Origin of the sequence: Andreesenia angusta (assembly GCF_001855385.1) — a bacterium.
GTDB classification, from domain to species: domain Bacteria; phylum Bacillota; class Clostridia; order Tissierellales; family Gottschalkiaceae; genus Andreesenia; species Andreesenia angusta.
Genome location: NZ_MKIE01000003.1, coordinates 224,003 through 243,798, shown reverse-complemented (window position 1 = coordinate 243,798; position 19,796 = coordinate 224,003). Strand labels below are relative to the sequence as shown.

The window sequence follows — 19,796 nt, the reverse complement described above, 5'->3', positions numbered from 1 at the left end:
CAATATAATACTTGATTATACCACAGTCTAGGGGAGTATTCTATCTATAATCCTGTATCACTATCTGAAGATTTCTCCTTCCATTGAATTCATTTACAGATGGATAGTAGACAAGGTCCAGCTCCAATTCATTCTCAGCGCCCCTAAGCGCATTCTCCACCTCTTCTGTTCCGAATTTTGAATCTAGATAGTTTCTCATCTCCTCTATGTCCCCAAAGTAGACAGCCTCTACCGCTCTGTCTCCTTTCTCAAGCCTGAACTTGAATATCCTGTAGCTGCTCCCGAGTAAGTCCATCTTTCTCACCTTCAGCCCTCTATCTCCAAAGAGTGGCCTTGAGTTCCCCTTTCCAAAGGGCTCAAGTATCTCGAGCGACTCTGGCAAGCTGATGTCTATCTTGTCTAGAGGCACATGGGCATCTAAGTATATCTTGGGGACAAAGTCCTCCTCGGTCAGCTCTGAGTCTCTGTTAAGCCTGTACCCAAGCTCATCCAGATTTTCTTCCGGTATAGAAAAGCCTGCGGCCATGGGGTGTCCACCGAACTTTTCAAAGAGCTCTTTGTGCTTAGACATCTCCTCGAACATATTGTACTCCTCTATAGACCTGCCTGACCCCTTTAGAAGCCCCTCTTCTTTCGAAGCCGTTACAACTATAGATGGCCTGTTGTACTTTTCCTTTATGCGCCCAGCTATTATCCCCGCTATGCTTTCCTGCACCTCTCTGTCTACAGCCACTATAACCTTGTCATGGGCTGTTCCGTTTTTCTCTATTCTCTCCATTATCCTGTCTATTCCGGCCTGAGTCAGCTCTTTTCGCTCTTCATTGAGACTTTTGAGGGTCCTGGCTTTGCCCTCTGCCTCCGCTCTGTCCGAGGTCAAGAAGAGCTCTACAGCCGTCTTGGCCGTTTCAAGCCTTCCAGATGCATTTATACAAGGTCCCAGCACAAATCCCAGGTGGTAAGTCCCAAGCGCCTTTCCCGACAGCCCCGTCTCCTCTATAAGCGACTTGAGCCCCAAGTTCGAACTGTCTCTGAGTTTTTGAAGCCCTTCCTTTACAAATATCCTGTTTTCTCCGATCAAGTCCATCACATCGCACACAGTGGCCAGCGCCAGAAAGCCATAGAACTCGTCCATTTCCCTAGCTCCAAAACCTCGCTTTTCATATAGCGACTGCACAAGCTTGAAAGATACACCAGCTCCGCACAGCCCATCGAATGGGTAAGAGCAGTCGTGACGCTTCGGATTCAGCACGGCGTCCGCCGGGGGCAGTCTGTACTCTTTCATACCTTCAGGTGTTTCAACGTATGGCACGTCGTGATGGTCTGTGACCACTACGTCTATTCCAAGGCTTTTGGCATACCCTACTTCTTCGGCGGCGGATATCCCATTGTCGCAAGTTATTATTATGTCGACTCCGTCTGCTGCGGCTGCGTCTATTATCCTCTTGTTTATGCCGTAGCCGTCTCTAGTTCTCTCCGGAATATCGTAGCTCACTTTGGCGCCTAGTTTCATAAGCCCCCTGACCAGTATCACAGTCGAAGATATGCCGTCCTGGTCGTAGTCGCCAACCACCCTTATATGCTTTCCGCACTCTATACCACGCTCTAGCAGAGACACCGCCGTCTCCATATCTTTTATCCTCCAGGGCGAGTGCAGGTTTTCCAAGCTTGGGTTTAGAAAGTGCTCTATCTCCCCCACTTCAGTAAACCCTCTGTTTGAAACTACCTTGCATATAAGCTTGCTCTGTCCTAATGCTTTACTCAAACGATCCAAGTCGGCCTTGGTGTTTTTTATGATCCACTTTTTCAAATATATCTCTCCTATTATCTCTTTTTTATCACATATCTCCACATGTACAGATTCCCCACCAGCACGCTTCCGGCAAAGGTGAAGGTGGCTGCGTATTTAACCAGCTTGCTGTGTATTTCAGATACATTCAAAAGCATCAGAGAAGACGCGAGTATGAGCGATCCCGTTATGACACCGAATACAAGCCCGGAGGATATCTCTTTCATATTCGCCACAAATCGCTCTCCGTCTTCGTGCTTCAAGTTCAGCTTTATCTTGTTCTTTTCCGCATTCTCCAGTATCTTGTTTATCCTCTTGGGCATTTTGACTGCAGTTTCATAGTTTTCATAGATAAACTTGCCTACATCAGATGTAAACTTCCTTGCGCTTATTTTCTCTTTGTATATCTTGCCTATAGTCTGCTTGGATATCTCCTCTAAACTGAAGTCCGGCTGCAGCTTTCTGACACAGCCCTCTATAGTCATGGTCGACTTCATAAGCAGCGAAAGCTGGGCTGGCAGCTTGAGCTTGTGGCTGTAAGCCGTATTGAAGACCTCCTTTATGGCGTCCCCCACGTTTATCCTCTCCATCGGCATGTCAAAGTAGTGGCTCATTATGAAGTAGATATCTTTTTTAAGCTCCTCTTCGTTTACATCCTCTGGCGCAGACCCTATGTCCATAAGCGATTCCATGACATCATCCACGTTCTTGTCTTGGCTCGACTTGAGCATGGATATCATAAAGCGCTTTGTGTTACTGTCCATAAACCCAGTTATCCCGAAGTCTATATAGCCTATGGTGTTTTCATCTATTGCCATTATGTTCCCAGGATGAGGGTCTCCATGAAATATTCCATCTATAAAGACCTGGGTCATAAAGCTGTCAGCCAAGTTCTTGGCTATCTTCCTCAGGTTCCAGCTTTTCTCCTGAAGCTTCTCCACCTCGCTTATCTTTACACCCTCTATCTCTTCCATCACAAGCACTTTGCTCGTGGTGTATTCCCAGTATATCTTAGGGATCTTGACCCCTCTTCTGTTTTTAAAGTTATTGGCAAATTTAAGTGCGTTCTGGGCCTCGTATGTATAGTCTATCTCCCGGCTCAAATAGTATCCGAACTCCTTGACTATTTCGCTCGCCTTGAACATTCCGCTCTTGTTTAGACTCTCGTCCACCAGCTTGGCCATTTTGGAGATTATCTCTATGTCGGTCTTTATCATCTTCTCTATATTGGGCCTTTGAATTTTGACCACTACTTTTTCTCCGCTAAACAGCTTGGCCCTGTAGACCTGGCCTATCGATGCAGCGGCTATAGGCTCTGGGCAGAACTCGCTAAACGACTCCCCGAAGCCGCTGCCTATCTCACTTCTGAATATCCCCTCGGCCTCCTCAAGGCTGAACTCCGCCACGCTGTCTTGAAGTCCCGAGAGCGAGTCCACTATGTCTCTAGGGAGCATGTCATACCTAGTGCTGAGTATCTGCCCCAGCTTTACGAAAGTCGGTCCAAGCTCTTCAAAGGCCTGCTTCAGCCTCTCACCACGGCTTATGCTTTCGTCGTCTAGTTTTTTGCTCTTGAATACAAGCCTTCTGAATATATTTTTCTCGCTTACACCGCTTATATAGCTGTCAAACCCATACTTGTAGAATACAGACAGTATCTCCCTGTATCGGCTGAGGTTGTTGTGCTTTCTCTTGAATATACTTGTCATACGAGCTCCACCTTTTTTGAATAGACTGTTTGTCTTACATTATACAACTTGTGTTTTGTTTTTTAAACTAAAAGAGAGAATATCCTCCGATATCCTCTCTTTCTCTTCTCGTTTTTCGTTATGCAGTTTTCTTTGCCCTTGTCTTGAGCTCATACCATATCGGGCTTGCCACAAATATAGACGAGTAAGTTCCCACAAGTATTCCTATAGCCAGTGGAAGCGCAAAGTTCTTTATAGAGTCCACACCCATCACGTATAAAAGCACAAGTGGAACTATAGTAGTGAGCGAAGTGAGAAGAGTTCTCTTCAAAGTCATGTTTATGCTCTTGTCTATGATCTCCTCATAGCTTTCCGACCTCTTGGCCTTTCCTAAGTTCTCTCTTATCCTGTCAAACACAATTATTGTATCGTTTATCGAGTAGCCTATGACCGTGAGTATGGCAGCTATAAAAGTGCTGTCCACCGAAAGCCTGAACACGGCGTATATAGAAACCATCATGAGTGAGTCATGCATAAGAGCTATAACAGCCGATATTCCGAACTTCAGTTCAAACCTGAAGCTTATATACACCAGCATCCCTATAGAGGCTATAGCTATGGATATAAGGGCGTTCCGCTTTATCTCATTCCCTATAGAAGCCCCTATAGACTGTACCTCTATAGGCTGATTGCTCTTTAGCTTGAACTCCTCTTTAAAGCTTTCAAAGACCTCCATGCTCTCCTCGGAGCTCATATTCTTGCTGCTCTTTATGATTATTTCTCTTCCATTTTCTCCGGCGCTTATTATGCTTGCATCACCGTCGAATTCGTCAACGATCTCTCTCAGCTGAGACATCTCCCTATCTTTCTCCAGGTCTATCTGTATAAGTGTGCCTCCGGTGAAGTCCATGCCGTAGTTCAGTCCATTTACAGCTGTTATGATCATACCTATGACTATAAAGGCAATCGACAGTGCAAAGAAAATCTTTCTTTTTTCAATTATCTTCAAATCAATGCCCCCCTTAAGCTCCAAAGAAGCTCTTGCTTCTTCCTATTTCAGTTTCCACCACAACCCCAAGTATGTACTTGGTTATAAATACAGCTGTAAACACAGATGCAACTAGTCCAATTATGAGTGTCACTCCGAATCCCTTTATTGGCCCTGTTCCAAATGCGTAGAGCACAGCCCCTGCTATGACAGTAGTTATATTAGAGTCTATAACCGCGGTTATGGCTCTGCTGAATCCAGAGCTCAGTGCAGACCTGTTGGTCTTTCCGTCCTTTATCTCTTCCTTTATCCTCTCAAATATTATGATATTGGCGTCCACTGCCATTCCAATCGAGAGTATAAGTGCCGCTATCCCAGGAAGTGTCAGCTTTACACCAAGTCCTGACATCATATTCAGGACTATAAGCACGTATATCGTAAGGCAAAGACTTGCCACAACCCCAGGAATCCTGTAGAGCGCTATCATCAATAGGAATATGATCAGCATTCCTATTCCGCCTGCCAGCACGCTCTTCTCAAGTGCCTTGAGTCCAAGCGTAGGCCCTATCACAGAGCTCTGTATTTCAGCCATCTCAAGCGGAAGCGCCCCTGCGCTTATCAAGTTGGAGAGCTCTGTAGCAGACTCCACAGTGAATCCGCCTTCTATGACAGCCTTTCCGTCTGAAATTTCTGAGTTCACATTCGGACTTGATATGACGCTTCCGTCAAGCACTATAGATATCCTCTTGTCCTGATCGGCCGGAAGGGCTACAAGCCTTGCTGTCTCTTCCCTGAAAAGCTCGGCTCCCTTGGAGTCGAACTCTATAGAGACAACCGGCTGCTCTCCCATTCCAGTGTCTTGGAAAGCTACAGCGGAATTCTGTATGTTTTCTCCCGTAACTACCACTTCACCTTCCGGATTCTTGAACTCCAGAAGCGCTGTCTTGCCTATCATCTCGATCGCCTCTTGGGGATCTTTAACTCCTGCAAGCTCGACTCTAAGCCTCTTCTCGCCTTCTATGACTATGTTCGGCTCAGCGACTCCTATGCTGTCCACCCTCTGTCTGACTATGGCTCTTGTCTGCTCCATCTTGGCTCTAAGCGACTCTCCGCTCTCGTCTGTCTGCGCCTCGAGCACTACATAAACTCCCCCCGCGAGGTCCAGACCCAAGTCTATCTTCTCTTTCATGGATGAAAGCTTCAATCCACCTAGTTCTACACCATTAAACGCAGAATATGAGAAAAGCGCTGTAATCGCCACTATCAGAAATAGCGCTATCTTCTTTTTCGTATTCAAATCTATTCACCCCTTAACTCTTTCTAGTCTTCAATAAGGTTTGCCTTTATGGATATGGCGCATTCTATTCTCTTTTTCTCCATTTCACACCCTATCCTGTAAGGTTTATCTACAGTCCCGTTGAAGTTATATGCGTTTGCATGGCATCCCCCGCTGCAGTAGTACTTGGCCCAGCAGCTTCTGCACTCGTCTTTTGTGAATACATTTGCATTCCTGAACATGTCCACCATGTCTTTTTTCTCTACTCCAGTATCAACTGTTCCAAGCTTGAAGTCCTCATTCCCTACAAACTGGTGGCATGGATAGAGGTCCCCTTCTGGCGTTACAGCAAGGTACTCAACCCCTGCCCCGCATCCCACTACACGCTTTACGAAGCAAGGTCCCTGCGAAAGGTCTATCATGAAGTGGAAAAAGTCGAAACCTTTCCCCTGCTTGTGAGCGTCTATATACTCTGCCGAAAGCTTTTCGTACTCCGATATGGCTTTCTCCAGATGCTCTTCCAGTATTGCGTAGTCTTGGCTTGGGTCTGCAACTACAGGCTCTACTGATATGCTGTCGAAGCCTATCTTGTGCAGGTATTTCACGTCCTCAGAGAAGTCCAAATTGTGGCTTGTAAAAGTACCTCTTAGGTAGTAGGATTTACCGCCTCTGAGCTTTGCAAACTCCAAAAACTTAGGAGTTATGATGTCGTGGCTTCCGTCGCCCGATATCGTAGGCCTCATCTTGTCGTTTACAGACTTTCTTCCATCAAGACTGAGTACGACATTTTCCATCTTCTCATTCATATAGGCCATATTCTCTTCATTCAACAGAACTCCGTTTGTGGTGATGGTGAATCTGAAGTTCTTGTCATGTGTTTTCTCAAGCTCTTCCCCGTAAGAAACAAGCTGTTTTACAACCTCAAAGTTCATAAGCGGCTCTCCACCGAAGAAGTCCACCTCCAGATTTCTTCTATTGCCTGAATTGGCCACCAGGAAGTCCAGCGCCTTTTTCCCAACTTCAAACGGCATTATGAGCTTCTCACCGTTGAAGTCCCCTTGAGATGCAAAGCAGTAGTTGCACCTTAAGTTGCAGTCATGCGCCACGTGAAGGCATAGGGCTTTGACTATTCCTTCCTTGTTGTACTCTATATTTCCAAAGTCAGGCTCGTCGCTGAACAGCAGTCCGTTCTCTTTCAGCACGTTTATCTCAGACATGGCGTCTTCTATTTCCTCTTCGCTGTACTTAGGCTTGAGGCTGTTAGCTATATTCTCTATGTCGCTCTCTTCAAAGAGGTCAACTATATCCCATATTATATCGTCTACTACGTGAACCGATCCGCTGTTTATATCCAATACTATTTTCTTTCCATTTAGTTCAAACTTATGTGTCTTTACCATTGATATTCCTCCTAGCTTTTCCCAACAGTTCCAAAATAAAAAGCAGTGGTCTCCCACTACTTTTCATTCCTAGTTTTTTTCGCAGCTTTGGTTTCCTACAGTGCAAGAAGTTTTACACGCTGACTGGCAAGATGTCTGGCACTCTCCACAGCCGTGGTTCTCTATCTTGTCCTTTAAATTGCTACCGCTTAAAGTCTTTATGTGCTTCATAAGACGACAACCCCTTTCTGTTTTTGGTTGAAATTAATAAGTACTGATCCAAGAGATTATATCATATTTCAGATCTAAAATAAAGTTTTAGCTCTCGCTTGAATTGTCCTCAGCTGGAGTCTCTTTAGACTTCTCTACACTACCTACAGCCCACTTTTTGAATACTATCTTGTTCTTGTCGGCTCCAGTCTCTATAGTTACCTCGTCTTCTTTTATCTTTACTATCTTTCCTACTACCCCGCCTATGGTGAAGACCACATCGCCCACCTTTAGCTTGTTTCTCATCTCTTTTATCTCTTTTTCCTTCTTCTTCTGAGGCCTTATTATGAACATGTAGAATATGGCCAAAAAAGCTAGCGGCAGTGCAAATGCTTGTAGCATCTGTGTTGTTGGCATGTTTTTTCCTCCTTTTAATTTGTTTTTTATATTCTCTAGAGCCTGTAGTTGTCCAGCTTCCCTAGATAGTCAAATCCACCGTATTTCAGGTAGAAGTCCCTTCTGAATTCAAGCACTCTGTCCTCTCTAATGCTCTCCCTCAAGTCCTCCATAAGCTTTATGAGGAAGTGCAAATTGTGTATAGTTGCAAGTCTCGACCCAAGTATCTCATCTACATTGAACAGATGCCTTATATATGCTTTTGAGTAGTTTTTGCATGCGTAGCAGCTGCACTCAGGGTCTAGCGGTGTAAAGTCCCTCTTGTGTTTGGCGTTTCTGATTACCACTTTTCCTCTGCTGGTCATCACAGTTCCATTCCTAGCTATTCTTGTAGGAAGCACGCAGTCAGCCATGTCTATCCCTCTTATGGCAAGCTCTATAAGGTAGTCGGGGCTTCCAGCTCCCATGAAATACCTAGGCTTGTCGGCTGGCATAAGCGGAACCGTATAGTCTAGCACCTGCATAAGTATATCCGCAGGCTCTCCCACACTTAGCCCCCCAACTGCATACCCTGGGAAGTCAAGCTCCAACAGCTCTCTTGCGCTTTGCTCTCTTAGATCCTTGTACATGCCGCCCTGTATTATTCCGAATATGGCCTGCTTGTCTGGATTCTTATTGGCATCCTTGCACCTCTTGGCCCACCTAGTGGTCCTCTCCATCGAGTCCTTCACGTAGTGCCAGTCGCTCGGGTAAGATACACATTCGTCAAAAGCCATCATTATGTCTGAGCCCAGTGCGTTCTGTATCTCTATCGACTTCTCCGGTGTTATGAAGTGCTTCGACCCGTCTATATGGGATTTGAATTCAACTCCGTCCTCGTTTATCTTCCTCATATTCCCGAGGCTGAAAACCTGGAACCCTCCACTGTCTGTCAGTATAGGCCTGTCCCAGTTCATGAATTTGTGAAGCCCGCCTGCTTCCTCCACTATGTCGTGTCCAGGCTTCAGATATAGATGGTAAGTGTTGCTGAGTATTATCTGGGCGTTTATCTCCTTGAGCTCCTCCGGCGTCATGGCTTTGACAGTGGCCCTAGTCCCAACAGGCATAAATATAGGTGTTTCTATCTCCCCGTGAGGGGTGTGTATCTTTCCAAGTCTAGCTTTTGTCTCGCTAGACTCTTTTATAAGTTCGTACTTTATCGGTGAGTTCATCTCTGTCCTCCAGTCTTGTAGTCTACTCTGTAAAGTATAGCATAATTTATTTTTTATCACAATGTATCAGGGCGCAATCAGATTATAAACATCGCATCCCCAAAGCTGAAAAACCTGTACCTCTGATCTACAGCCTCCCTGTAGGCCTTAAGGGTGTTCTCACTGCCTAGCTTGGCGCTGACCAGCATTATAAGCGTGGACTCAGGCAGGTGAAAGTTCGTTATTATCCTGTCTACCAGCTTGAATTCATAGCCTGGATATATGAATATGTCCGTCTCCTCCGACTTGGCCTCCGCCATATTGTTCTCATCTGCGCAAGACTCCAGTGTCCTTACAGATGTAGTCCCCACAGCTATGACTCTATTGCCTCTTTTCTTTGTCTCGTTGACTATCCTGGCCGTCTCCTCGCCTATCTCGTAGTACTCGGAGTGCATTATATGGTCGTCTATGTCGTCTTCTTTCACCGGCCTAAAAGTTCCAAGCCCCACGTGTAGCGTCACATACGCTATGTTGACACCTTTTGACCTTGCAGCCTCCAAGAGCTCGTCTGTAAAGTGAAGTCCCGCTGTAGGAGCGGCCGCAGAGCCTTCCACCTCCGCATATACAGTCTGGTACCTGCCTCTGTCCTCGAGCCGCTCTGTTATATATGGAGGCAGTGGCATCTCCCCAAGGGATTCAAGCATCTCGTTGAATATGCCCTCATACTCGAATTTCACTATCCTTGTGCCGTCTTCCAGAATATCCTCGACTCTGCAAGCGAGAAGTCCGTCCCCGAACTCTATCTCAGCTCCGACTTTGGCTTTCTTGCCAGGCTTTACGAGAGTCTCCCACCTGTTATCCCCCAGGTCTTTCAAGAGCAGAAACTCTATACCAGCCCCTGTGTCCATCTTCTTGCCGTAGATCCTGGCCGGTATTACCTTTGTGTTGTTCATCACAAGAGTGTCGCCTTCTTCCAGGTATTCAAGTATATCTGTGAATTTTCCGTGTATCAGCTCTCCAGTCTCGCTGTTGGCTATCAGCAGCCTCGAGCCTGTCCTATCCTCCAGCGGAGTCTGAGCTATCAGCTCCTCTGGAAGTTCAAAGTTGAAATCGCTTTTTTTCATGCTCTGTTATCTTTCCTCTCTGTCTAGTCTTTGTACTCTATTTTGAAATAGTCGTAGCAGTGCTTTGTGAGTACCCTTCCTCTAGGCGTCCTGTTTATAAAGCCTAGCTGGAGCAGGTATGGCTCGTATACGTCCTCTATTGTGTTTCTCTCTTCTCCAGTCGAGGCCGCCAGGGTGTCAAGCCCTACAGGACCGCCGCCAAACTTCTCTATCATGGTCATTATGAGGTTCTGGTCTGTCTTATCAAGTCCCAGTTCATCTATCTCGAACAGCTCTAGCGCCTCTTTCGCCACTTCTCTGTCTATCTCTCCGCCCTTCAGCACCTGAGCATAGTCTCTTACACGCTTCAGTATCCTGTTGGCGATACGAGGTGTCCCCCTCGCCCTCTTGCCTATCTCTTCGGCTCCAGATCTGTCTATCTTCACGTTCAGTATTTTGGCCGACCTCATGACTATCTCTGTAAGGCTCTCTATGTCATAGAGCTCAAGTCTGCTCATAACACCAAATCTGTCCCTAAGTGGAGAAGTCAGAAGCCCCGCCCTGGTGGTCGCCCCTATAAGAGTGAACTTGGAAAGGTCAAGCCTTATGGACCTTGCGCTTGGCCCCTTCCCTATTATTATGTCCAGCGAATAGTCCTCCATCGCAGGGTAGAGCACTTCCTCAACCGACCTGTTTATCCTGTGTATCTCGTCTATAAAGAGCACGTCGTTTTCAGCCAAGTTGGTCAGTATGGCCGCAAGGTCTCCAGGCCTCTCTATCGCTGGCCCCGAAGTCACCCTTATGTCCGACCCCATCTCGTTGGCTATTATAGTCGCAAGCGTCGTCTTTCCAAGCCCTGGTGGACCGTACAGCAGCACATGGTCAAGCGGCTCTCCTCTTTTCTTGGCGGCCTCTATGAATATCTTCAGATGGGACTTGGCCTTATCCTGGCCTATATACTCCGAAAGCGTCTTAGGCCTCAGTGAAGTCTCAAGCTCTAGATCCTCTTCCCTCAGGCTTCTCGTAACCACCCTGTCGTCTAAATTATCTATGTTTTCCACTTTCTCACTACCTTCCGATCTCTTTTAGCACAGCCCTTATGATCTCTTCAGAGCTCTTGCCCTCTATTTCTAGCTTGCCTAGTACCGAGTAGAGTTCCGGCTTGCTATAGCCCAAAGATACAAGGGCATCCAAGGCCTCTCCTTCAGCTCCTGTCTCGTATTCAGCTTCAACTTCAACTAAATCTATCTCTCCCACTGAAGATATCTCGTCCAAGCTTATCTTGTCTTTTAACTCCAGCACTATTCTCTGGGCAGTCTTCTTGCCTATGCCTGGCGCCTTTGCAAGCAAATCGCAGTCACTCAGTGCTATGGCCTTCTTCAGCCCTGATGGGCTTATAGTCGAAAGCATACCTATGGCGACCTTAGGTCCTATCTTCGAGACTGTCTGGAGCAGCTTGAACATCTCGAGCTCCTCGTATTCGTAGAACCCGTAAAGTGTAACTCCGTCTTCCCTGACGCTCATATGGGTTCTCACCGCTACTTCCTCCGTCTTACCGCCTAGCTTGCTTATGGTGTTGTAGGAAGCCGTCAAGAGGTATCCTATTCCGCCGCATTCTAGCACAAGCTGGTCTCCCCTTGTCTCCACAACTCTTCCCTTTATATAGTCGAACATCTTATCACTCCCTATTTCACTTTAAAGCTGTCTCTGAAGCTTCCAGAGTGCGCATGGCATATGGCCACAGCCAGTGCGTCGGCCACATCGTCAGGCTTCGGCACTTTTTTCAAGTTGAGTATCAGCTTCACCATCTCCTGTACCTGCTTTTTCTCGGCCCTTCCATATCCCACAACACCCTGCTTCACCTGAAGGGGCGTGTACTCGTAAAGATCTATGCCCTTGTTTACGGCGGCCAGCATCTGCACTCCCCTTGCCTGCCCCACTGTTATGGCGGTCTTTACGTTCTTGTTGAAAAAAAGCTCCTCTATGGCCACGGCGTCCGGCTTGTACTTCTCCAGCAACTCTGTGAGACCTTCGTATACAAGCTTAAGCCTTATGGGGAAGCTGTCTTTAGGCTCAGTTATAACAGCCCCGTAGTCTAGAACTTTGAACTTATTTCCCGTGTACTCTAGTACACCGTATCCAACTATGGCTATTCCCGGATCTATCCCAAATATTATCAAATCGCATCCTCCATCCCAAACATATATTCGATTTAATTATATTTAATATAGCGAAAATAAGCAAATACATTAATGTCTCCAATTGCAAAAAAGAGGTACTTCTGGAAGTACCTCTATCTATATCTTCTAAAAACCTTGTCATTTACAGCTATCCAGAAAGCCTCTTTGTAGACTTTCCCCAAATGAAGTATCAGATTGTCTAGTATGGTGGTGTTTATCTTTTCCACCTCTTCGTTTGTAAGCGTGTAGCTGACTTCTTCTATCCTTATATTGTGCATGTCGTAGTCTATCTTGAGCTGCTTTTCTATCTGCTGGTCCAGATTTTCTATCTTCTTTTTAACTATCCTGTTTATGAATTCATCCGTCAAGTTCTCTATCTGGCTCTGTCTGCCTGCATTTTCATCTATATACCTGTAGCACTTCTCCTTGACTCCGCATGTGGCGTCGTCGCTCCCAAAGTAGCCCAGTCCTTCCGACCTGTATATATAGTCTATACCGTAGCTCTTTATTACCTCTTTTTCAAGCAGATTCGTAAACCTCACATTTTTATACCCGTCCTGATATCCTTCCAGGTAGAAGCAGAGTTCGAGCCTGTTTATATCTTCGTGTATTATGATGCCAAGATTATGGGCTACATGCTCGCTGTCGGCTCTGTTTTTCAGTATCGATTTTATCTTCTTCTTTATGTCCTTAAGGCACATGTACCTAGGATATATATTGCTTATGTTCTCTTCCACATCGTAGAGAGCCAACAAGATATATATTGAATTTAAGTCGTTGTTGTATAGAAACCTGTCTTTCAGTCCTATATACATATCTTTTGTCTTTAAAGCGGAACCCACAATTTGGCACCTCCTCTGTATTGCATTTCAATTCTTTTAAATTTCAAAGTCTTCTGGTATCTCCCAGTTGTGGTACACGTTCTGCACGTCGTCGCTGTCCTCTAGGGCGTCTATCATCTTGACCATGTTCTTTATGTCGTCTTGCGACTCAAGCGCGGTAGTATTCTGCGGAAGGTATACCAAGTCCGCACTTGCCAGCTCGTAACCTTCAGCCGAAAGGGCTTCCTTTACAGTGTTGAAGTCCTCTACTGCTGTGACTATCTCGTAAACTTCCTCTTCAGCTGAAAAGTCCTCTGCTCCGGCGTCTATCGCCTGAAGCGTAAGCTCCTCTTCAGACACAGAGTCCGACTTGGCTATAGTTATAAGCCCTCTTCTGTCGAACATCCAGCCTACGCATCCAGTTGCTCCAAGGTTCCCTCCGAACTTGTCAAAGGCATGTCTTACGTCCGATGCCGTCCTGTTTCTGTTGTCTGTAAGGCATTCCACAAGGACTGCAACTCCGCTTGGCCCGTACCCTTCATACTGGACTTCTTCGTAGTTTGCGCCGTCTAGGTCTCCTATACCTTTTTTTATAGCTCTGTCTATATTGTCGTTCGGCATGTTCTCAGCCTTGGCCTTTTCAACCGCACTCTTAAGCGCCGAGTTATACTCCAGGTCCGCTCCGCCTTCTCTGGCCGCCACAGTTATATACCTGGAAAGCTTTGTAAACATCTTTCCTCTCTGAGCGTCGGCCTTGCCTTTTCTATGCTTTATATTAGCCCATTTTGAATGTCCTGCCATAGTCTTCAGATTCTCCTCTCAGTCTCTTTCCATTTTCACCTATAGTATTCTAACACACTCCAGCCGTTTCTTCAATTTTTCTCTGAACTTTTTTAAAGCTTATTTGGCTTGAAAATAGGCGGAAACTCCCTTTTATGTTGGCTGCACCTATTCATCCTCTCTATCTTGCTCTGTGACTCTGAATCGTCTATGCTGCCCTGCTCTATATAGCTGTCCAAGCTTTTATAGCTGAATCCCATTTCGTCTTCGTCTGTCTGACCTTCCCAAAGCCCTGCCGAAGGCGACTTCTCTATTATCTTCCTGTTTATGCCGAGATGCCTGGCAAGCTCGAACACTTCTCGCTTTACGAGATCGGCTATAGGCAGTATGTCCACCCCGCTGTCTCCGTGCTTTGTGAAATAACCCACAGTTATCTCGCTCTTGTTGCTCGACCCCACCACAAGGTAGCCCTTCTTTTGGGCGTAGTAGTAAAGGGTAGTCATTCTGAGCCTAGGCTTTATGTTAGAAGCTGACTGTGCAGAGACCTCGCCCCCTATGCTTTCAAGCAGTGTGCTGTAGGTAGCTGTAAGGTCCACCTTTTCAAGCGATATCCCAAGCTCTCCCCCTACGAGCCTAGCGTCCTCCTCGTCCGAGGGGTCGCTTTCGCATGGCATTATGATTCCCAGCGAAGTCTCCGGGAAGGCTCTCTTGCAGAGTGCCCCTACTACGGCCGAATCTATCCCGCCGCTCATTCCGAATACGACTCCCTTGCAGTTAGCCTCTTTCACTTTTCCAGAAATCCATTCCACTATCTCCTGCGTAATCTTTTCCACGTTCATCGTCATCACTCCTAGTCTATCAATTCTCCGTTTAGTTCAGACATATAGCTCTCCTCCACAAGGCTGTACTCCATATTGGCGCTTGTGAGGTCCTTCAGCTTTCCTACAAGCCCCTCGTACTCCTCGCTTCTACAGAGTATATCTAGGTTCACTGCGTCGTCGTAAGCTATATTTTCAGTCCTGTAGTTCAAGTTCATAAGCTCATTTTCCACCTTGCCATATAGAGTGTAGTCGAGCCTTATACGCATCCTGCTGTACATGACTTTCTCCACTATCCTGGCCGCTTCTAATCCGCATTTTGCGCCCTTTATATAGGCTCTCACAAGGCCTCCTGCTCCCAGTTTTATTCCTCCGAAGTATCTTGTCACAACTACAGCCAAGTTTTTAAGGTCCTCTTTTTTCAAAAGTTCCAGTATCGGAATCCCGGCCGTTCCGCTAGGCTCTCCGTCATCGCTGTAGCGCTGTATATTGCTGCTCTCCCCCACCATATAGGCATATACATTGTGGGTGGCGTCTTTGTGCTTTTCCTTTATCTCGGCCACGAAAGCCTGGGCCTCTTCCTCGGTCTCTACCATAGTGGCATATCCTATGAATCTGGACTTGTTTATAATGATCTCGTCTTGTCCGAATCCGTGCACTGACCTAAAATTCTTCTTCAACTTCTTCTTCCATCCCTTCAATGACGTATTTTCTGTATTTGGACTTTGTCTTCTCGCTGACCGAAGCCAGTATCTCTATGCCCTCCTGCTTGTACTCTATGGATTCGACGCCCTTGTCTCCAAATATAATAGACATAAGGCCGCTCTCGTCGTACGGCAGCAAGAACTTTATCCTGTGGTACTTCTCTGGAATATGCTCCTCTATCATCTCAAGCAATTTGTCCAGGTTGTAGCCCGTCTTTGCAGATATCATTATCTTAGGGTCATCTATACTGTACATAAGCTCGTAGCCTTCATTTTTGTCGCATTTGTTCAGCACAGTTATTATAGGCTTATCCAAGCAATCCAAGTCTCTCAGTATGTCCATCGTGGTCTTCATCTGAAGCTCTAGGTCTTCGTTCGTTATGTCCAAGACATGGAGCAGTACATCTGCGTACTTGACCTCCTCCAGCGTCCCCTTGAAAGCCTCCACCAACTTTGTGGGAAGCTTGCTCACAAACCCGACCGTGTCTGTAAGTATAAACTCCCTTCCACCTGGCAGAGTCCCCTTCCTTAGGCTAGTCTCTAGAGTGGCGAAGAGCATGTCTTTTACAAATACGTCCTTTTCAGGCCCGTAGTCCTCGTCGCTCTTTATAAGGCTGTTCAGCAACGTCGACTTGCCCGCATTTGTATACCCCACTATGGCCACTATAGGGGTATTAGACTCTATCCTCTGTTTTCTCTTCATGGACCTGACTTTTTCAAGCTCTCTTATCTGCTTCTCTATATCGTGTATCCTGCCCAGTATATGCCTTCTGTCTATCTCTAGCTTCTGCTCTCCAGGCCCTCTTGTTCCTATTCCTCCTCCCAGCCTTGAAAGGTGGTTGCTGAAACCCACAAGCCTTGGAAGCCTGTACTTGAGCTGGGCAAGTTCTACCTGAAGCTTCCCCTCTCTGCTAGCTGCTCTGTTTGCGAATATGTCCAGTATAAGGCTCGTCCTGTCTAGAATCTTTCTGTCCATCGCCTTCTCCAGATTTCTTATCTGCGCTCCTGACAGCTCGTTGTTGAATATGACAGTGTCCACATCTAGCTCCTCTGCGGCGTTTCTGATCTCCTCAGCCTTTCCCTTGCCGACGTAGAATACTGCGTCTATTCGCTCCCTCTTCTGTACTACCGACCCTATTACTTCTGCGCCTGCGGCCTCTGCAAGTTCTTCTAGCTCTTTCATGGAACTCTCTATGTCTATGTCGCTCTTTCTGATCCCTACGTCTACTCCGACAACTAGCACTCTCTCTCTATGGTTTTCCTTGTTTTCGAACAAATCCATCCCCCCAATTTCGTTATAAGTACAATTATATAGAATATCGCGACTTTTATAAAGCCTCAAAGTGTTCTAAGGCAATTCACGCTGTGATATAATCAAATATGAATAAATATTGTCATGTGTTTAAAGGAGAATGTTATGAGCAACAAGAAAAAAAATTCAAATAAAGCAACAAAAGGTCATAAGAAAAAAGGCGGTTTTCTCAAGGGCTTCTTTCTGTCTCTGACTGTGCTCGCTCTTATGGCGGCCGGCATTGCAGGCGGACTTGTCTATGCCTCTATAAAGGACTTGCCTAGTTTCAACCCAAAGGAGATTCTAGAGGAACTAAACCTCAACTCCTATATCTACGACGAGTCTGGAACACTTATCGAAAAGATAAGGGCGGAGGAGAACAGGACTATAGTTCCTCTGGAAAATATACCCAAGGATCTTCAAAACGCCATAGTCGCGATCGAGGACGAGAGATTTTGGGACCACCACGGAATAGACTTGAGGAGCATTACAGGCTCTCTCTTGGAGAACATAAAGGCAGGATCTGTGGTCAGGGGCGCCAGCACCATAACCCAGCAGCTTGCCAAGAATGTATACCTCTCAAACGAAGTCCATATAACCAGAAAGATAAAGGAAGCCTATATAGCCCTTCAGCTTGAAAATTCGCTGTCCAAAGAGGCGATACTAGAGGCGTACCTCAACAGCGTCTACTTCGGGCAAGGTGCCTATGGAGTGCATGAAGCCTCTGAGACATACTTTTCAAAAGATATCTCAGAACTTACACTCGCAGAGTCGGCTGTAATCGCGGGAGTCACAAACAGCCCCTCAAACCTGTCCCCGTATATACTTGTGCGGCCTGAAAACTTAACTTCAGAAAACAGGATACTGGGAGATGTAACCATCCTGGGCGAGGTGTACACAGCTGTGTTTAACGAGAAGTCGCTAGACCGCCAGCGCCTCATACTTTCCGAGATGAGAGAGCAAGGGTATATCTCCGCAGCCGACTATGACTCAGCTATTTCAGAGGATATATCGGCAGCTGTAATTCCAGGCAAACAGGATGAAGAAGCCATGATATCCTCGTATTTTGTAGACTATGTAAAGAACCAGGTCGTAGAAGACCTTGTAAACAGAGCCGGCTATACAGAGGAGTCTGCCCACAGGGAGCTATATACAGGAGGAGTTAAAGTGTACTCCACAGTGGACATAGAGCTTCAAAGAGGCGTGGAGGAGATATACCAGAACTTTGGAAGCTATGTCTCAAGCGGAAAGCTCAGCAGTTGGAGCTCCGACCCAAGTGGAAATATAGTCTCCGAAAACGGCAACATCGTTTACTACAGGAAGAACAACATATTAGACGAAAACGGGAACCTCTTGTTCTCTCCTGACGAGTTTGACGTCTCCTCAAGTGGAGATATAGTCATAGACTCCCCAAAGCTGATAGTCTCTTCTGATTCAATTGACATAAGGGACTACTACTCCTTAGGGCCAGACGGGAATTTGCTTACGCACTCGCTTGGGAAGCTCTCACTCTCCAAGGACAACTACAGCATCGAGGATGATGGCGCTGTACGCATAAGCTCCGGCTTTCTGAACGAAGCTGTAAACTTCAACATGTCTTCCGGAAGCTCTCAGCTTGTCGTGGGAAACTCTTATTTTTCAAACGATGAAGTAGGAGTTCTTCAGCCTCAAGCGGCCACAGTCGTACTAGAGCAGAGCAGCGGAAAGATAGCTGCAATTGTAGGCGGCAGAAATATGTCTGGTCAAAAGATACTCAACAGGGCGCTTCTGCCCCGTCAGGTGGGATCTGTTATGAAGCCACTTGGAGCGTATCTGCCTGCACTAGACAATGGTTATACGGCGGCCACTCCAGTAGACGACATTCCCTACTTGAATGAAAAAGGGGATATCTGGCCAAACAACTATGACTCAAGGTACAGGGGGCTTATCTCCCTTAGGGAGTCTGTAGAGCTCTCTGTAAACACAAACGCAGTCAAGACGGTTGAAGACATAGGGGTCAAGACCTCTATGAAGTATCTGGAGCGAATGGGCATCATAAAGTCTGGAGCCAAGGACAGCTTTGTGACAAGGCAGGAAGATAGAGAACACAACGACGAAAACCTTGCAGCCCTTGGACTTGGAGGGCTTTCAAAGGGAATAAGCCCTCTTGACATTGCAGGGGCTTACGCCTCTATTGCAAACGAAGGGACTTATATAAAGCCCAGGTCGTATGTAAAAGTGGAGGACAGGAATGGAAATGTGATTCTAGACAACACCCCTAGCAAGACAAAGGTCGTGTCTCCTGAAACCGCCTTTATAATGACAGATGTGCTGCGTACTACGGTTTCAGACGGGCTTAGCATAGCCAAGAAAGCCAGGATCGACTCGGGAAACTCGGGGATTCCTGTTGCCGGAAAGACGGGAACCACTAACGACAACGCCGATGTCTGGTTTGCAGGGTACACTCCTTATTACACAGGTAGCGTATGGATTGGAAACGACTCTCAGAGTGTGGTCCTAAGCCAAGACAGTGGAATGGCCGCCCAGCTTTTCTCATCTGTGATGAAGCTTGCGCACAAAAATCTTCCAGACAGAGGCTTTGAAAGGCCATCTAACATAGTCGAGCGAGAAATCTGCACCGTCTCTGGAAAGCTGGTCGGCGAAGTCTGCGACAGAGATCACAGGCATGTCATAAGAAAAGAGCTCTTCGTAAGAGGTACGGAGCCCATTTCAAAATGCGACGCCCATGTGTTGCTCAAGGTGGACCTCTCAACTGGCAAACTGGCTACAAGCGGATGTCCTAGCCTTCTGGTGATGAACAGGTTTTTCATAAAAAGATCAGTTCCTTACGACCCTGAAAAGTACAACGGTCTCTATCCTGAAGACTATATGTATGCACCGCCTGAAGTATGCCACCACAGGGGAAGCGCTTTGGAAAGCGACACAGAAGATGAGCCTAGAGTTCCGGACAGGCCTCGGGAAGACCGTATAGATACAGACACATCTGTCCCAGAAACTGTAGCGCCAGCACCTGTGCCGGATGAAGAATATGTGCCAAACACAGAGGGGGAGCCTCCAGCGGAAGATCCCCCTCTAGAAGACGAGTTCTTGGAAGAACCTTTGAACCCAGACCAGCCAGATTCGGATTTTATAAGGTACCGACGAAACTGACGCATTGTCAGCGAATTAAAAAGAGAGAGAGCCATATGG

General features: G+C 46.6%; 18 protein-coding genes. 1 reads left to right on the top strand and 17 read right to left on the bottom strand.

All coding sequences use genetic code 11. The features are described from left to right. Positions 1-40: 40 nt before the first annotated feature. The 17 genes from recJ to hflX form a co-directional block, all read right to left on the bottom strand. Positions 41-1,807: a single-stranded-DNA-specific exonuclease RecJ gene (gene recJ, locus EUAN_RS05720; RefSeq protein ID WP_071062616.1), complete on the bottom strand. Its 1,767-nt coding sequence runs from the start codon at positions 1,805-1,807 to the stop codon at positions 41-43. Between the two features lie 14 nt (positions 1,808-1,821). After that, the gene (locus tag EUAN_RS05715) at positions 1,822-3,492 is read right to left on the bottom strand and encodes an ABC1 kinase family protein (RefSeq protein ID WP_071062614.1); all 1,671 of its coding nucleotides are present in this window, start codon (positions 3,490-3,492) and stop codon (positions 1,822-1,824) included. Between the two features lie 118 nt (positions 3,493-3,610). Beyond that, positions 3,611-4,480 (bottom strand): protein translocase subunit SecF, encoded by an 870-nt coding sequence (secF, locus tag EUAN_RS05710; protein WP_071062612.1) that lies wholly within the window; start codon positions 4,478-4,480, stop codon positions 3,611-3,613. 13 nt (positions 4,481-4,493) lie between these two features. Further along, positions 4,494-5,756 (bottom strand): protein translocase subunit SecD, encoded by a 1,263-nt coding sequence (secD, locus tag EUAN_RS05705; RefSeq protein ID WP_071062610.1) that lies wholly within the window; start codon positions 5,754-5,756, stop codon positions 4,494-4,496. A gap of 23 nt (positions 5,757-5,779) precedes the next feature. Then, on the bottom strand, positions 5,780-7,135 hold the full coding sequence (gene scfB, locus EUAN_RS05700) for a thioether cross-link-forming SCIFF peptide maturase (RefSeq protein WP_071062608.1): 1,356 nt from the start codon (positions 7,133-7,135) through the stop codon (positions 5,780-5,782). A gap of 69 nt (positions 7,136-7,204) precedes the next feature. Then, a complete protein-coding gene (gene scfA, locus EUAN_RS05695; RefSeq protein WP_071062606.1) occupies positions 7,205-7,345 on the bottom strand; it encodes a six-cysteine ranthipeptide SCIFF in 141 nt (46 codons plus the stop codon). An 87-nt stretch (positions 7,346-7,432) separates the two neighbouring features. Further along, entirely contained in the window at positions 7,433-7,741 is a 309-nt protein-coding gene (gene yajC / locus EUAN_RS05690; protein WP_071062604.1) for a preprotein translocase subunit YajC, read from the bottom strand. 35 nt (positions 7,742-7,776) lie between these two features. After that, entirely contained in the window at positions 7,777-8,931 is a 1,155-nt protein-coding gene (tgt, locus tag EUAN_RS05685; RefSeq protein ID WP_071062601.1) for a tRNA guanosine(34) transglycosylase Tgt, read from the bottom strand. 77 nt (positions 8,932-9,008) lie between these two features. Then, on the bottom strand, positions 9,009-10,034 hold the full coding sequence (gene queA / locus EUAN_RS05680; RefSeq protein WP_071062599.1) for a tRNA preQ1(34) S-adenosylmethionine ribosyltransferase-isomerase QueA: 1,026 nt from the start codon (positions 10,032-10,034) through the stop codon (positions 9,009-9,011). A gap of 23 nt (positions 10,035-10,057) precedes the next feature. Then, a complete protein-coding gene (gene ruvB / locus EUAN_RS05675; protein WP_097678056.1) occupies positions 10,058-11,065 on the bottom strand; it encodes a Holliday junction branch migration DNA helicase RuvB in 1,008 nt (335 codons plus the stop codon). A 16-nt stretch (positions 11,066-11,081) separates the two neighbouring features. Further along, positions 11,082-11,687, bottom strand: coding sequence for a Holliday junction branch migration protein RuvA (gene ruvA, locus EUAN_RS05670; RefSeq protein ID WP_071062595.1), 606 nt, complete (start codon positions 11,685-11,687; stop codon positions 11,082-11,084). A gap of 11 nt (positions 11,688-11,698) precedes the next feature. Beyond that, positions 11,699-12,193 carry a crossover junction endodeoxyribonuclease RuvC gene (gene ruvC / locus EUAN_RS05665; protein WP_071062593.1) on the bottom strand — a complete coding sequence of 165 codons (495 nt, stop codon included), beginning with the start codon at positions 12,191-12,193 and terminating at the stop codon, positions 11,699-11,701. Between the two features lie 113 nt (positions 12,194-12,306). After that, on the bottom strand, positions 12,307-13,035 hold the full coding sequence (locus EUAN_RS05660; protein WP_071062591.1) for a hypothetical protein: 729 nt from the start codon (positions 13,033-13,035) through the stop codon (positions 12,307-12,309). Between the two features lie 36 nt (positions 13,036-13,071). Continuing rightward, the gene (locus EUAN_RS05655) at positions 13,072-13,815 is read right to left on the bottom strand and encodes a YebC/PmpR family DNA-binding transcriptional regulator (protein ID WP_071062589.1); all 744 of its coding nucleotides are present in this window, start codon (positions 13,813-13,815) and stop codon (positions 13,072-13,074) included. 92 nt (positions 13,816-13,907) lie between these two features. Beyond that, on the bottom strand, positions 13,908-14,633 hold the full coding sequence (locus tag EUAN_RS05650) for an NAD+ synthase (protein WP_211266289.1): 726 nt from the start codon (positions 14,631-14,633) through the stop codon (positions 13,908-13,910). An 11-nt stretch (positions 14,634-14,644) separates the two neighbouring features. After that, positions 14,645-15,292 (bottom strand): YigZ family protein, encoded by a 648-nt coding sequence (locus EUAN_RS05645; RefSeq protein WP_071062587.1) that lies wholly within the window; start codon positions 15,290-15,292, stop codon positions 14,645-14,647. Continuing rightward, positions 15,276-16,598: a GTPase HflX gene (gene hflX, locus EUAN_RS05640; RefSeq protein ID WP_071062585.1), complete on the bottom strand. Its 1,323-nt coding sequence runs from the start codon at positions 16,596-16,598 to the stop codon at positions 15,276-15,278. The genes EUAN_RS05645 and hflX overlap by 17 nt, the downstream gene beginning before the upstream one ends. 135 nt (positions 16,599-16,733) lie before the next feature. Here hflX and EUAN_RS05635 point away from each other — a divergent pair, with 135 nt between their 5' ends. Then, positions 16,734-19,757 carry a transglycosylase domain-containing protein gene (locus EUAN_RS05635; RefSeq protein WP_071062583.1) on the top strand — a complete coding sequence of 1,008 codons (3,024 nt, stop codon included), beginning with the start codon at positions 16,734-16,736 and terminating at the stop codon, positions 19,755-19,757. The last annotated feature ends 39 nt before the right edge of the window (positions 19,758-19,796 follow it).

Coding starts and splice junctions, on each gene's coding strand:
- EUAN_RS05715 (WP_071062614.1), bottom strand. CDS start 3,492: ATGACAAGTATATTCAAGAGAAAGCACAACAACCTCAGCCGATACAGG.
- scfB (WP_071062608.1), bottom strand. CDS start 7,135: ATGGTAAAGACACATAAGTTTGAACTAAATGGAAAGAAAATAGTATTG.
- scfA (WP_071062606.1), bottom strand. CDS start 7,345: ATGAAGCACATAAAGACTTTAAGCGGTAGCAATTTAAAGGACAAGATA.
- yajC (WP_071062604.1), bottom strand. CDS start 7,741: ATGCCAACAACACAGATGCTACAAGCATTTGCACTGCCGCTAGCTTTT.
- tgt (WP_071062601.1), bottom strand. CDS start 8,931: ATGAACTCACCGATAAAGTACGAACTTATAAAAGAGTCTAGCGAGACA.
- queA (WP_071062599.1), bottom strand. CDS start 10,034: ATGAAAAAAAGCGATTTCAACTTTGAACTTCCAGAGGAGCTGATAGCT.
- ruvA (WP_071062595.1), bottom strand. CDS start 11,687: ATGTTCGACTATATAAAGGGAAGAGTTGTGGAGACAAGGGGAGACCAG.
- EUAN_RS05655 (WP_071062589.1), bottom strand. CDS start 13,815: ATGGCAGGACATTCAAAATGGGCTAATATAAAGCATAGAAAAGGCAAG.
- EUAN_RS05650 (WP_211266289.1), bottom strand. CDS start 14,633: ATGAACGTGGAAAAGATTACGCAGGAGATAGTGGAATGGATTTCTGGA.
- hflX (WP_071062585.1), bottom strand. CDS start 16,598: ATGGATTTGTTCGAAAACAAGGAAAACCATAGAGAGAGAGTGCTAGTT.
- EUAN_RS05635 (WP_071062583.1), top strand. CDS start 16,734: ATGAGCAACAAGAAAAAAAATTCAAATAAAGCAACAAAAGGTCATAAG.